The following is a 13,773-nucleotide window of genomic DNA, read 5'->3' as shown; positions in this document are numbered from 1 at the left end:
GAACGAGGCCTGGGAGAAGCAGAAGCAGGCCGAGCGCCAGGCCCGTGCCGAGACCGGGACGCTGGCCGGCATTCCGACCGCCCTGCCCGCCCTCACCCGCGCCCAGAAGCTGACCCGCCGCGCCGCCCGCGTCGGCTTCGACTGGCCCGACGCCGCCTCGGTGCTGGACAAGCTGGACGAGGAAGTGGCCGAGCTGAAGGCCGAGCTGCCCGCCGCCGACCGCGCCCGCATGGCGGACGAGCTGGGCGACATGCTCTTCGTGCTGGCCAACCTGGCCCGCAAGCTGGAGCTGGACCCGGAAGATTGCCTGCGCGGCGCCAACGCCAAGTTCGAACGCCGCTTCACGGCGGTGGAGATCCGCCTGGCGGCGTCGGGCGTCTCGTTGGCCGATGCGGGGCTGCAGCGGATGGAAGATGCGTGGCAAGAAGTAAAGAAAGACGAGAAGAAAGGCTAAGAAGGTTGGGGGAATGAATTCCCCCAAACCCCCATCTTCTTTCTATTCTATGATGCTTAAGTAAAGGTCGCGCTGCTGCCGAGACGTTTCACGTACGGTCGTCACGTGGACACGGCAGTCTGCCAGAAAAAAGAAGGGGTCCAAGGGAATTCATTCCCCTGGCCTACCCCTGCTCTATATTTTAAAGGCCTTCGAGCAGAGCTTCTCTGATCTCGACCCACGACGCCTTGTCCGGCGCCGCGATCAGCCCGCCCCCGGTATGGTCAGGCCGGTATTCGCTGCCATCGAAACGGGCGCTGTAGCCGCCGGCCTCGCGGTGGAGCAGCCAGCCCGGCAGGTGGTCCCAGGGCATCAGGCGGTTGTAGACCACCAGATGCGCCCCGCCGGAGGCGATCAGCCGGTACTCATGCGCGGCGCAGCGGAACTGCACGCCACCGGCCAGGCGCGGCAGGCGGGCGGTGACCTGGCTGCGGACGGGCTCCGCCATCCAGGTCCAGCTGACGGCGCCGATCATCTTGTTCAGCGGCGCCGGGGCCGCGACCTTCAGGTCGTGGCGGTGGCCGTCGGGGGCCTCGATCCAGGCGCCCTCGCCGCGCAGCGCGATGGCGGTGTCGTCGCCCATCGGGTCGTGGATCCAGGCGGCGACAACCTCGCCCTTCACCACCGCCGCGGCCATGCAGCCGAACAGCGGCACACCGGCGGCGAAGTTCGCCGTACCGTCGACCGGGTCGACGACGAAGGCGAGGTCGGCCGAGGCCAACTTGCCGAGCAAGGTCGGGTCGGCGGCCGAAGCCTCCTCGCCCACCACCAGGCAGCCAGGGTAGCGGGCCTGGAGGGCCGCGGTGATCTGGCGCTCGGCCGCCTCGTCGGCGTCGGTCACCAGGTCCAGCGGGCCGGACTTGGCGCGGATGGCCCCCGGCACCAGGCGGCGGAAGCGCGGCAGGATTTCGCTGCGCGCGGCGTCGCGGAGCGTCTCGGCGAGCGCGCTCGCCTCGGTCGTGGTGAAGCGCATCGGGATCCGATCAGCCAGGTTGCTCGAAGCGGGCGCGATCGGCGGGGGACAGGCGCACCGTCAGGTGGATCGTCTCCTCGCCATCCTCGCGGGTCAGGACCTCGCCATGCTGGTAGAGCCAGGCGATGCGCGCGCCGTCGCTGGGCGGCAGGCGGTATTCGGCCGTCTCCATGCCGGCGGCGAGGCGCGCGTCGAGCGCGGCGCGGAGCGGGTCCAGCCCCTCGCCGGTCAGCGCCGAGACGGCGACCGAGGCCGCGTGATCGCCGCCGGGCACGCCGGCGACGCCGCCCAGCAGGTCGGCCTTGTTCAGCACCTCGATGGTGCGGGACGGCCAGTTCTCGTCCAGCGCCGGGTCGGGGCCCTCGGCCATCTCGCTCAGCACCTCGACGACGTCGTTGCGCTGGCTGGTGGTGTCCGGGTGGGCGACGTCGCGGACGTGGAGGATGATGTCGGCGGCGGCGACCTCTTCCAGCGTGGCGCGGAAGGCCTCGATCAGCTGGGTCGGCAGGTCGCTGATGAAGCCCACCGTGTCTGACAGGATCACCGTGCGGCCGCTCGGCAGCTTGATTGCGCGCATCGTCGGATCGAGCGTGGCGAAGAGCTGGTCCTGGGCGTAGACGCCGGCGCCGGTCAGGGCGTTGAACAGCGTCGACTTGCCCGCATTGGTGTAGCCGACCAGCGCCACCACCGGGAACGGCACGCGGGTGCGCGCCGCGCGGTGCAGGCCGCGGGTGCGGCGCACCTGCTCCAGCTCGCGCTTCAGCTTGACGATGCGCTCGCCGATCAGGCGGCGGTCGATCTCGATCTGCGATTCACCGGGGCCGCCGAGGAAGCCGAAGCCGCCGCGCTGGCGCTCAAGGTGGGTCCAGGACCGGACGAGCCGGGTGCGCTGGTACTCCAGATGCGCCAGCTCGACCTGCAACGTGCCTTCCTTGGTGCGGGCGCGCTCGCCGAAGATCTCCAGGATCAGGCCGGTGCGGTCGATGACCTTGCAGCCCCAGGCGCGTTCCAGGTTTCGCTGCTGCACCGGCGTGAGCGCCGCGTCGACGACGACGACGCCGACCTGGTTCTCCTCGATCGCCTGGTGCGCGGCCTCGACCTGGCCTTCGCCCAGCAGCGTGCTGGGACGCCGGGCGCGCAGCGGGAAGACCGCGCTGTGGACGATGGTCAGGCCGATCGAGGCGGTGAGCCCCACGGCCTCGGCCAGCCGCGCCTCGGCCGCCCGAATGGCGGCGCGGGATTCGGGGAAGGCCAGGACCCCCTCGGCGCCGGCAGGGCGCTGGGGGCGTTCATGCGGCAGCAGCACGGCGGCAAGCATGGGCTTGCCGCCGGCGGCGGCATTGTCAGTCGGAGGAGCCGACAGGATTGACCTCGCGTTGCAGTGTCATGGTGCCTTCACGGGTCACCTGCACCGTGCCGGTGCCCTGGGCAGCGCCTTGGGCGGGGGCGGCACCGGCGCCGGCGGCGGCGGCATCGAACAGCATGATCGGCGCGCCCGGCATGACGGTGCTGATGGCGTGCTTGTAGACCAGCTGGGTGTGACCGTCCCGGCGGAGCAGGACGGAGAAGTTGTCAAACCAGGTGATGATACCCTGAAGCTTGACACCATTGACCAGAAAGATGGTCACAGGAGTTTTGCTTTTGCGAACGTGGTTCAGGAACACGTCCTGCACGTTCTGGGACTTCTCGGCGGCCATAAGGCTCGGTCCTTCTTTTTCTTGGCGAGCCAGCCTCTTGGATGCCGGCCGGCGTCAGCGTCCGGACAGCGGGCAGGGCTTCGCCCCGGCGTGCGGGGCTGCCCGCCGGTTCGCCCGCAAGATCACGCAGGCAGGGGGGTCTTGGCAAGGCCGTGCAGGCAGGCTGCCAGCGCATGGCCGTCTGCGAATGCCGCATCCTTCGCCACGGAGGCGGCCCCGCCGTCATGGGATGCATCGCCAAGAAGCACCGCGCTGCAGCCGGCGGCCCGCGCCGCCTGCATGTCGACGCCGGTGTCGCCGATGAACCAGACCGCGGGGCCCGGGGCGACGCCGAGCTTTTGCAGCGCCAGCAGCACCGGATCGGCGGCGGGCTTGTCGGCCTTGGCATCGCCGGCGCCGACCAGCGCGCCGAAGCGGCCGGTCCAGCCGAGATGCTCGGCCTCCGCCCGCAGGATCGGGCCCTGCTTGTTGGAGACGACGGCGAGCGGGAAGCCCCGCGCGGCGTCCAGTGCCTCGATGGTGCCGGGCAGCAGCTTCAGCACGTCGAGGTGGCGGGCGCGGACCTCGGCGTAGAAGAGGGTGCGAGCGCGTTCCCAGTCGGCGCCGAAGATCGCCGGGAAGGCGTCCTTCAGCGACAGGCGGGCGCGCGCCCTCACCTCCTCGACCGTCCATTCCGGCATGGCGAAGCCGCGCAGCGCCGCGTTCATCCCCGCCTGCACGCCGGCCCAGGCATCGACCAGGGTGTTGTCCCAATCCCAGAGGATGGCGGTCGGGCGGGGCAGCAGGGCCTGGCTCACGCGGCGTTCCGGGCCGGGCCCTTCACGTGGCGGGCGAAGATGTCGAAGAGCTGGCGGGTGACCGGGCCGGGCTTGCCGTCGCCGACGGGGGTGCCGTCGATCTTCAGGATCGGCTTCACGAAGGAGGTGGCGGAGGTGATGAAGGCCTCGCGCGCCTGCTTCAGGTCTTCGAGGGTGTAGTCGCGCTCGTCCCAGGCGATGCCGGCTTCCTTGAGCTCGGCCATCAGCGCGCCGCGGGTGCAGCCGGGCAGGATGGCATGCGACAGCGCGCGGGTGCGGATGGCGCCGGAGGCGTCGACGATCCAGAAGCTGGTCGCGGCGCCCTCGGTGATGGTGCCGGTGGCTTCCTCGTAGAGGATGGCCTCGATGGCGCCCTGCTCGCGCGCGGCCTGGCGGGCCAGGACATTGGGCAGCAGGTTGACGCTCTTGATGTCGCGGCGGGCCCAGCGCAGGTCGGGCAGCGTGATGGCGGCGCCGCCCCAGTTCTCGATGCTGGCCGGGTAGGCCGGGATGCGCTTGACGGTGATGACCAGCGCCGGCGGCACGGGCTTGGCGGGGAACGGATGGTCGCGGCGGGCGACGCCGCGGGTCACCTGCATGTAGAGCAGGCCTTCGGTGACGCGGTTGCGGCGGGCGACTTCCAGCAGCACGGTGGAAAGCGCCGCGCGGGTCAGCGGCATCGGCAGGCGGATCTCGCGCAGCGAGCGCTCGAGCCGGTCGAGGTGCCGGTCCTCGTCGATGAAGCGGCCATTGTAGAGGTGGACGACCTCATAGATGCCATCGCCGAACTGGTAGCCGCGGTCTTCGACGTTCACGCTGGCGTCGCGCTGCGGGACATAGCGGCCGTTCACATAGGCGATGCGGGACATGCCCTGGTCTCTCGTGCTGGTGTGGTGGCTGACAGGTTTGCGCTTAAGCGCTGCCGCGGCAATGGCCTGTCTGGCAGAAATAGATGGGGGTCTGGGGGAATACCTTCCCCCAGCCTTGCTTTCTTTTATGCCGGCGCGGCCTTGTCCTCGGCCTGAACGCCGAGGAACTTCAGCTTGCGGTGGAGCGCCGAGCGTTCCATGCCGACGAAGTTGGCGGTGCGGCTGATATTGCCGCCGAAGCGCAGCAGCTGGGCCTCGAGGTATTGCCGCTCGAAGAGCTCGCGCGCCTCGCGCAGCGGCAGGGTCATGATCTCGCTGGAGCGGTCGAGCTTCAGCGCGGCGGGTGCTGCCGAGCCGACTTCCGGCGGCAGCATCTCGGGCCGGATCGGCTCCCCTGCCCCGCCTGGCGCCATGATCAGCAGCCAGTCGACCAGGTTGCGCAGCTGGCGGACATTGCCCGGCCAGTCATAGGCCTGCATGGCGGCGAGGACGTCTTCCGACAGCTCGCGCGCCGGCACGCCGGAGGTCTCGGCGGAGCGGGCCATGAAGTGGCGGGCGAGGACGGGGACGTCCTCGCGGCGCTCGCGCAGCGCGGGGACGCGCAGCGGCACGACGGCCAACCGATAGAAAAGATCCTCGCGGAAGCGGCCGCCGGCGATCTCGGCGGCGAGGTCGCGGTTGGTGGTGGCGATGACGCGGACATCGACCTTGACGCGCGTCGCGCCGCCGACGCGCTCGAAGCCCTGCTCCTGCAGCGCGCGGACGATCTTCCCCTGCGTCTCCAGCGGCATGTCGGCCACTTCGTCGAGCAGCAGGGTGCCGCCATGGGCACGTTCCAGCACGCCGGCGCGGCGCGGCGCCGCCTGGGCGTCGGCGCCGGCCTCGACGCCGAAGAGCTCCTCCTCGAAGCGGGCCGGGTTGAGGGTCGCGCAGTTCAACGCCACGAAAGGCTCGGCGGCGCGGCGCGACTTCGCATGGATCATGCGGGCGGCCACTTCCTTGCCGGCTCCGGCGGGCCCAGCGATCAGCACGCGGGAGCCGGTCGGCGCCACCCGCTCGATGGCGCCGCGGAGCTGGGCGATCTGGGGCGAGGCGCCGAGCAGCTCCGTCTCGGCGCCGGCGCGCAGCTTCAGCTCGCTGACCTCGCGCTTGAGGCGGGCGGCCTCCAGCGCGCGTTCGGCGATCAGCAGCAGGCGGTCGGACTTGAAGGGCTTCTCGATGAAGTCGTAGGCGCCCTGCTGGATCGCCTGGACGGCGGTCTCGATGGTGCCGTGGCCGGAGATCATCACCACCGGCACCGAGGCGTCGTCGCGCTGCATCGCCTCCAGAATGCCGAGGCCATCGAGGCGGGAATTCTGCAGCCAGATGTCGAGGATGACGAGGCTGGGCCGGCGGGCGCGGAAGGCGGTCAGGGCGGCGTCGGAATTCTGCGCGACCCGCGTGTCGTAGCCTTCATCCGAGAGGATGCCCTCGATCAGCGCGCGGATGTCCGGTTCGTCGTCGACGATCAGGATATCATGCGCCATGCCGCTGCATCTCCGTTCTTCCAGTCAAGTCCGCCCCCGGATTGGGGCTTGCAGTGCCCGCGCCCGCATGCGGGCCCGGCGCCGCGCTGCGCCGCGGCAGGACCAGGGCGGCGCGGGTGCCGCGGGCCGGATGACCATCGGTCGCTTCCCGCTCGGTCAGCAACAGCCTGCCCCCGTGGTCCTCCATGATCTTCTTCACGATGGCAAGACCAAGGCCGGTCCCTTTCGGCTTGTGCGTCACATACGGTTCTGTGAGGCGCTCGCGCTCCTCGCCCTGAGGGAGACCGATTCCATTGTCCTCGACCGCCAGGGTGACCCAGTCCTCGGCCTCCTCGACGGAGAGGGTGATACGGCCTGGCTCAGGCTGCTCGGTGCCCTCGCCCGCCTCCGCCTGGACCCGCATGACGACGGCGTCGGCGGCATTGGCCAGCAGGTTGGTCAGGGCCTGGCCGATCAGCCGGCGGTCGCAGGGGATGCGCGGCGCGGCCTCGGGGATGCGGGTGGTGAAGGTGACGTCGTGATGCGCGTTCTGCTGCAGGATCAGCGCCTCGCGCGCCACCTGGTCGATCGGCTCGGGGCGGATCACCGGTTGCGGCATGCGGGCGAAGGCCGAGAATTCATCGACCATGCGGCCGATATCGCCGACCTGGCGGACGATGGTGTCGGTGCAGGCGACGAAGGTCTCGGGGTCGTTGGTGATCTGCTTCAGATAGCGCCGCTTCAGCCGCTCGGCCGAGAGCTGGATCGGCGTCAGCGGGTTCTTGATCTCATGCGCGATGCGGCGGGCGACGTCGGACCAGGCCGCCTTGCGCTGGGCCGAGAGCAGCTCGGTGATGTCGTCGAAGGTGATGACGAAGCCAACCACCTGGCCGCGCTGCAGCTCGGCGCCGATCTGCGCCAGCAGGGTGCGGCGCTCATTGGCGGCGCCGATGCGGATTTCCGCCGTGCGCGTGCGCTCGGGCTGCGCCAGGGCCTGCTCCAGAAGGGTCGCGAACTCGGGCGCGACCTCGGCCAGCGGCTGGCCGAGCCCCGCCTCCAGCTCCAGCCCGAGCAGCTCGCTGGCCGAGCGGTTGGGCAGGTTGATGCGCGCCTCGGCATCGAGGCCGATGACGCCGGCGGAGACGCCGGAGAGCACCGTCTCGGTGAAGCGGCGGCGCTCGTCGATCTGGCGATAGGCCTCCATCAGCTCGCTGCGCTGGGCGGCCAGCTGGTTGGTCATGCGGTTGAAGGCGCGGCTGAGGGTGCCGACCTCGTCCTCGGCCGCGCCCTCGGCGACGCGGACCGAAAGGTCGCCGCTGCGCACCCGCTCGGCGGCGACGATCAGCCGCGACAGGGGGCGCGCGATCTGGTTGGCGATGACCAGGCCGATCAGCACGGCGGCCATCAGCACCAGCAGGGCGGCGATGGCGAAGATCAGCGCGAAGGTGACCTGCAGCCCGCCGCGGTTGCGGTCCAGCTCGTCATATTGCTGGAAGGCGAGCTCGGTGCGGCGCATGTGCTCGATGACGCCGGGATCGACCGGGCGGCCGATCAGCAGCATCAGCCCCTGGCCGATGTCGAGCTCGACCAGCGCGCGCACCCGCCCCTCCTCCGACTCGCCGGGCAGCACCGCCACCTCGCCGTTGCGGGCGAGCTCGGTGGCCCAGGCCGGCAGCGGGTCGAGCACGGTGGTGGTGGTCAGGCCGGCATGGCTGACCACGCGGTTCAGCAGCGGCTCGAAGACCACGGAATCGGTCAGCCCGCGCAGCGCCGTATGGGTCGCCAGGATCTGGGCGAAGGCATACTGGTTCTCGTCCAGCAGCCGGCCGGCGCGATTAAGGTCGGCGGCCATGGCCAGCGCATCGGCGCGGATGGTGTTGCGGTGCTCGTCCAGATAGGCGCGGGAGGCGACCAGGCTGGCCTCCAGCGTGTCGCGGACGCGGTCGCTGAACCAGGCCTGGATGCCCAGGTTGAAGAAGACGGCGGCGAAGACCGCGACCAGCAGCGCCGGCACGACGGCGACCACGCTGAACAGCATGACCAGCCGCACATGCAGCCGGGAACCTGCCGAGCCGCGCCGGCGCTCGGCCCAGACCCGCACCAGCCGCGCCGTCAGCGAGACGATCAGCAGCAGCAGGAAGGCGGCGTTGACCAGCACCATGGCCACCACCTGCCCCGGCTTGGTCGGGCCGAAGGGGCTGCCGCCGGAAAGCAGGGTGAAGGTGCCGATGCCCAGCAGCAGGGCGCCGATCGCCAGCGACAGGGTCATCGCCCGGCCGAGCAGCAGGTCGAGCAGCCGCCGCGCCGGGGAGCGGCGGGACGGCGCGCGGCCCTCGCCGGTCTCGGCCGGGCCGGAGGTCATGCGCGGGGGCTCACGAGAGGCCGCGCACCACCGGCAGGTCCAGCTCCCGGATCTTCTTGCGCAGCGTGTTGCGGTTCAGCCCGAGCATGGCGGCGGCCTTGATCTGGTTGCCGCGGGTGGCGGCCAGCGCCAGGCGCAGCAGCGGCCGCTCGACCTCGGCCAGCACCCGCTCATAGAGGTCGCGCACCGGCAGGCCGTCCTTCTGCGCGGCGACGAAGCTGGACAAATGCCGCTCCACCGCCTGCTCCAGCGTCTCCGAGGCGCGGGCCTCCATCTCGGCGACCGGCTCGGCCTCGGCCAGCTCGTTGGCCACGGCGTCGCCGCCGATCACCTCCTGCGGGTAGAGCGCGGCGAGCCGCCGCATCAGGTTCTCCAGCTCGCGCGCATTGCCCGGCCAGGAATGCTGGCGCAGCCGGTCGACCGCGCCCTGGTCGAGCTGCTTGCCCGGCAGGCCGGCAGCCTTGGCGCGGTCGAGGAAATGGCGGGCCAGCAGCGGAATGTCCTCGGCGCGCTCGCGCAGCGGCGGCAGCCGGATCGGCACCACGTTCAGCCGGTAGAAGAGATCCTCGCGGAACAGGCCCTGGCGGATCGCCTGGCGCAGGTCGCGATGGGTCGCGGCGACGATGCGGACATTGGCCTTGATCGGGTTGCGGCCGCCGACCGTGGTGAACTCGCCCTCCTGCAGCACGCGCAGCAGCCGGGTCTGCGCCTCGGGCGGCATGTCGCCGATCTCATCGAGGAACAACGTGCCACCGGCCGCCTGCTCGAAGCGGCCGACGCCGCGCGACAGCGCGCCGGTGAAGGCGCCGCGCTCATGCCCGAACAGCTCGCTCTCGATCAGCTCGCGCGGGATGGCGGCCATGTTGATGGCGACGAAAGGCCCGGTGCGGCGGCGGCCGTAATCGTGCAGCGCGCGGGAGACCAGCTCCTTGCCGGTGCCGCTCTCGCCGGTGATCATCACCGTCAGGTCGGTCGTCGTCAGCCGCGCGACGGTGCGGTAGATCTCCTGCATCGCCGCCGAGCGGCCGATCAGCGGCAGGCGCTCGCCCTCGGCCTCCTCCTCCTGCGGCACGGCCACGGCCGGCGCGGTGAGCGCGCGGGAGACGACGGCCAGCAGCTCCTTCAGGTCGAAGGGCTTGGGCATGTATTCGAAGGCGCCGCGCTGCGCCGCCTTGACCGCGGTCATGAAGGTCGACTGCGCCGACATGACGACGACGCGCAGCTCCGGCCGCACCCGCTTGATGCGCGGCACCAGGTCCAGCCCGTTCTCGTCCGGCATGATCACGTCGGTGATCACCAGGTCGCCGATGCCCTCCTCCACCCAGCGCCACAGCGTGGCGGCGGAGGAGGTGGCGCGCACCGTGTAGCCGGCGCGCCCCAGCGCCTGGGACAGCACGGTGCGGATGGCCCGATCGTCGTCGGCCACGAGGATGGTGCGGGTCTCGGTCATTCGTCTCGTGTCTTGCGCGGGGCGGGAAGGTCGGCGGGCGGCATCGGCAGGGACAGGCGGAAGACCGTCCGGCCGGGGCGGGTGTCGCATTCGATCAGCGAGCCCTGATCGGCGACCAGCTTGGCCACCAGCGCCAGGCCCAGACCCTGGCCGCCGCGCTTGGTGGTGACGAAGGGTTCCCAGATGGTCGAGGCGACCTCCTCCGGGATGCCGGGGCCGTTGTCGCGCACGCTGACCTGCAGCGGCAGGTGCACCCGCTCGCGCGAGCCGGGAACGGCGATGCGCACCCCGTGGTGATAGGCGGTGGACAGGTGGATCTCGCCGGCCTGGGGGTCCACCGCCTCGGCGGCGTTCTTCACCAGGTTCAGCAGGATCTGCACCAGCAGGTCGCGGTTGGCATAGACCGGCGGCAGCGAGGGGTCGTAATCCTCGACGATGCGCAGGTGGCTGGCGAAGCCGCGGCCGGCGATGCGGCGGACGTGGTCCAGCACCTCATGGATATTGACCGGGGCGCGCTCCACCGGGCGCTCGGAGAACATCTCGAAGCGCTCGACCAGGTGGCGGATGCGGTCGGCCTCGTCCTGGATCAGGGTGCAGAGCTCCCGATCCTCCTCGCTGGCCGACTGCTCCAGCAGCTGCGCCGCGCCGCGGATGCCGGACAGCGGGTTCTTCACCTCATGCGCCAGCATCGCCGCCATCGCCGAGGCGCCGCGCGCGGCGCCGCGGAAGTTCAGCTGGCGGTCCAGCTTCTGCGCCTTGCTGCCGTCCTGCAGGCTGAGCAGCACGGCGCCCGACAGCTCCGGCAGCGGCGCGCCGTGCACGGTGACGCCCGTGCGGTGCAGCCGCGGGCTGTCGAGCGTCAGGTCATGGTCGGAGACCGGCGCGTCCAGCGACCGCACCTGGTCGACCAGGGCGAAGAGCCGGCTGTCGGGCGGGATCAGCTCCGCCAGCCCCATCTGCGCCAGATTGGCCGCGGAGAGCTGGAAGAACTGCTCGGCCGCCGGGTTGGCGAAGCGGAAGCGGTTGCCGGCGTCGAGCAGCACCACCGGCACCGGCAGGGCGGCCATCAGGGCGACCGAATCCGGCAGGGCCGGGCTGCCCTCCAGGCCGCGCATCGGCCGGCGCGAGGCGACGGGGGTGTTCATGCCGCCAGCTGGTCCCCTTCGGCCTCGCCCGCCTCGCGGTAGGAATCGCGCACCGCCTCGACCCCCTGCTCGATCAGCGGCAGGTAGAATTCGGCGAGCAGGGCGAGCGCGGCTTCCGGCGTCTCGGCCCGGTTGACGGCGACGCGGAACTCGGCCGAGCCCGGCAGGCCCTTGGAATACCAGGCCAGGTGCTTGCGGGCGAGGCGCACGCCCGGATGCAGCCCATGATGCTCCAGCATCGAATGGTAGTGCTGCAGCAGCACCCGGTACTGCGTCGCGAGATCCGGCTCCGGCAGGTCCTCGCCGGTGGTCAGATAGGCGGCGGTGCGGGCCAGCAGCCAGGGCCGGCCATAGCAGCCGCGGCCGATCATCACGCCGTCGGCGCCGGACTGGCGCAGCGCCTCGGCGGCATGCTCCGGCGTCAGGATGTCGCCATTGACGATCACCGGCAGGCCGATCGCCGCCTTCACCCTGGCGACGAAGGCCCAGTCGGCGGTCCCGGTGTAGAGCATCTGCCGGGTGCGGCCATGCACCGTGATCAGCTTGATGCCGCATTCCTCGGCGATCTTCGACAGGCGCGGGGCATTCAGGCTGGAATGGTCCCAGCCCATGCGCATCTTCAGCGTCACCGGCACCGGCACCGCCTTGACCACCGCCTCGAGGATGCGGGCGGCGCCGATCTCGTCGCGCATCAGCGCGCTGCCGGCCTGCTGGCCGATCGCGACCTTCTTCACCGGGCAGCCGAAATTGATGTCGACGATGGCGGCACCCTGGTCGACCACCAGCTTCGCCGCCTCGGCCATCACTGTGGGGTCGCAGCCGGCCAGCTGCACGCTGGTCGGGCCGCCGAAGCCGTCGACCTCGGCCATCTTCCGGGTCTGCCTGTTCTCCCGCACCATGGCCTGGCTGGCGATCATCTCGCTGACCACCATCGGCGCCTGCAGCTCGCGGCACAGCCGGCGGAACGGCAGGTCGGAGACGCCCGACATCGGCGCCAGGATCACCGGCGCGTCGATGCGGATCGGCCCGACCATGATCGGCTTCAGCCGAGGCGTCTCGGCCGGGGAAGAGACCGGGGGGGAGCTGGGGGCGGTGCTCATGATTTGGGCAATCTAGTCGCTGCCGACCGTCGCGTCCATGCGCAACCGCCCAGGCTTGCGGCACAGCCGGCCCGCGCCCGGCGCAAGGCGGGCACCCCCCCTGTCGCGCGGGCCCGGTCGCGGATAGGGTCCGGGCCATGCCCGTGATTGCCCTTCTGATGGCCGCCGGCCGCGGCCAGCGCTTCGGCGCCGACCGGCCGAAGCAATATCTGCCGCTGCTCGGCCGCCCCGTGCTGCGCCACGCCGCCGAGGCGCTGCTGGCCGACGGCGCGGTGGATCTGCTTCTCCCCGTCGTCCCGCCCGGCGAGGCGGCGACCGTCGAGAGCATCCTGGCGGGCCTGCCCTGCCTGCCTGCGGTCGAGGGCGGTGCCACGCGCCAGGCCAGCGTCCGCGCCGGCCTCGAGGCGCTCGCCACCCTGGCCGAGCCCCCTGCCCTGGTGCTCGTCCATGACGGCGCCCGCCCGATCCTGCCGCGCGGCACCATCCCGGCGCTGCTCGCCGCGCTGGAGACCCATCCCGGCGCCATCCCCGCCCAGCCGGTCAGCGACACGCTGAAGCTGGGCCAGGACGGTGCCATCCGGAAGACCGTGCCGCGCGACAACCTCTACCGCGCGCAGACGCCGCAGGCCTTCCGCTTCGCGGCCCTGCTGGACGCGCACCGCGCCGCCGGGCAAGAGGCCACCGACGACGCCGCCCTGCTCGAAGCCGCCGGCCTGCCCGTCGCCCTGCTGCCCGGTTCGGAGACCAACCTCAAAGTGACATATCCGGAAGACCTGCCCCGCGCCGAGGCCGCCCTGCTGCCCCGCTACCTGCCCGCCACGGGCACCGGCTTCGACGTCCACCGCCTGGTGGAAGGCCGCCCCCTCGTGCTCTGCGGCGTGACCATCCCAAGCCCGCTGGGCCTGGACGGCCATTCCGACGCCGATGTCGGGCTGCACGCCCTGTGCGACGCCATCTACGGCGCGTTGGCCGAGGGCGATATCGGCCGCCACTTCCCGCCCAGCGAGGCCGAGTGGAAGGACGCCGACAGCGCCCGCTTCCTGCGCCACGCCGCCAGCCGCGTCGCCGCCCGCGGCGCGATCCTGACGCATGTCGACGTGACGCTGATCTGCGAGAAGCCCAAGATCACGCCCCACTCGGAAGCGATGCGCGCCCGCCTGGCGGAACTGCTGGGGATCCCGGTGACGAGGGTGTCGGTGAAGGCGACGACGACGGAGAAGCTGGGCTTCACCGGCCGCGGCGAAGGCATCGCGGCCCAGGCGGCTGCGTCGTTGCTGGTGCCTTCGGAGTAAAGAGAAGACGAGACAGAGAAGACAGAGGCAGACCAGGGGAATGAATTCCCCTGGACCCCTTCTTTTTTCTGTCTGATTGCCATGTCCACG

12 protein-coding genes are annotated in these 13,773 nt (G+C 71.2%); 2 read left to right on the top strand and 10 right to left on the bottom strand.

Annotation, left to right across the window (positions count from 1 at the left end; all coding sequences use genetic code 11):
* A partial coding sequence (locus BKE38_RS14150) for a MazG nucleotide pyrophosphohydrolase domain-containing protein (RefSeq protein WP_278247623.1) occupies window positions 1-454 on the top strand: 454 nt, incomplete at its 5' end.
* Between the two features lie 181 nt (window positions 455-635).
* Here the strand turns inward: BKE38_RS14150 and BKE38_RS14145 are convergent.
* From BKE38_RS14145 to dusB, 10 genes are all read right to left on the bottom strand, one after another.
* Entirely contained in the window at window positions 636-1,466 is an 831-nt protein-coding gene (locus tag BKE38_RS14145; RefSeq protein ID WP_076957951.1) for an inositol monophosphatase family protein, read from the bottom strand.
* 10 nt (window positions 1,467-1,476) lie between these two features.
* On the bottom strand, window positions 1,477-2,784 hold the full coding sequence (gene hflX, locus BKE38_RS14140) for a GTPase HflX (RefSeq protein WP_106409214.1): 1,308 nt from the start codon (window positions 2,782-2,784) through the stop codon (window positions 1,477-1,479).
* A 25-nt stretch (window positions 2,785-2,809) separates the two neighbouring features.
* Window positions 2,810-3,163, bottom strand: a complete 354-nt coding sequence (gene hfq, locus BKE38_RS14135; protein WP_076957949.1) for an RNA chaperone Hfq — start codon at window positions 3,161-3,163, stop codon at window positions 2,810-2,812.
* 122 nt (window positions 3,164-3,285) lie between these two features.
* Window positions 3,286-3,960, bottom strand: coding sequence for an HAD family hydrolase (locus tag BKE38_RS14130; protein ID WP_076957948.1), 675 nt, complete (start codon window positions 3,958-3,960; stop codon window positions 3,286-3,288).
* Complete coding sequence (locus BKE38_RS14125; protein ID WP_076957947.1) at window positions 3,957-4,829, bottom strand: D-amino-acid transaminase; 873 nt, start codon at window positions 4,827-4,829, stop codon at window positions 3,957-3,959. Before BKE38_RS14125 ends, BKE38_RS14130 begins: the two co-directional genes overlap by 4 nt.
* 125 nt (window positions 4,830-4,954) lie before the next feature.
* Window positions 4,955-6,355, bottom strand: a complete 1,401-nt coding sequence (ntrX, locus tag BKE38_RS14120) for a nitrogen assimilation response regulator NtrX (protein ID WP_076957946.1) — start codon at window positions 6,353-6,355, stop codon at window positions 4,955-4,957.
* Window positions 6,345-8,696 (bottom strand): sensor histidine kinase NtrY-like, encoded by a 2,352-nt coding sequence (locus BKE38_RS14115; RefSeq protein ID WP_076957945.1) that lies wholly within the window; start codon window positions 8,694-8,696, stop codon window positions 6,345-6,347. The genes ntrX and BKE38_RS14115 overlap by 11 nt, the downstream gene beginning before the upstream one ends.
* 10 nt (window positions 8,697-8,706) lie before the next feature.
* Window positions 8,707-10,146 (bottom strand): nitrogen regulation protein NR(I), encoded by a 1,440-nt coding sequence (gene ntrC, locus BKE38_RS14110; RefSeq protein ID WP_076957944.1) that lies wholly within the window; start codon window positions 10,144-10,146, stop codon window positions 8,707-8,709.
* Window positions 10,143-11,291, bottom strand: a complete 1,149-nt coding sequence (locus BKE38_RS14105; protein WP_083747544.1) for a two-component system sensor histidine kinase NtrB — start codon at window positions 11,289-11,291, stop codon at window positions 10,143-10,145. Before BKE38_RS14105 ends, ntrC begins: the two co-directional genes overlap by 4 nt.
* Window positions 11,288-12,391, bottom strand: a complete 1,104-nt coding sequence (gene dusB, locus BKE38_RS14100) for a tRNA dihydrouridine synthase DusB (protein ID WP_076957942.1) — start codon at window positions 12,389-12,391, stop codon at window positions 11,288-11,290. Before dusB ends, BKE38_RS14105 begins: the two co-directional genes overlap by 4 nt.
* A 137-nt stretch (window positions 12,392-12,528) precedes the next feature.
* Here dusB and BKE38_RS14095 point away from each other — a divergent pair, with 137 nt between their 5' ends.
* A complete protein-coding gene (locus tag BKE38_RS14095; RefSeq protein WP_076957941.1) occupies window positions 12,529-13,683 on the top strand; it encodes a bifunctional 2-C-methyl-D-erythritol 4-phosphate cytidylyltransferase/2-C-methyl-D-erythritol 2,4-cyclodiphosphate synthase in 1,155 nt (384 codons plus the stop codon).
* Window positions 13,684-13,773: the final 90 nt, after the last annotated feature.

Source organism: Teichococcus deserti (assembly GCF_001982615.1).
GTDB lineage: Bacteria > Pseudomonadota > Alphaproteobacteria > Acetobacterales > Acetobacteraceae > Pseudoroseomonas > Pseudoroseomonas deserti.
This window is presented reverse-complemented; position numbering and strand designations above follow the sequence as displayed.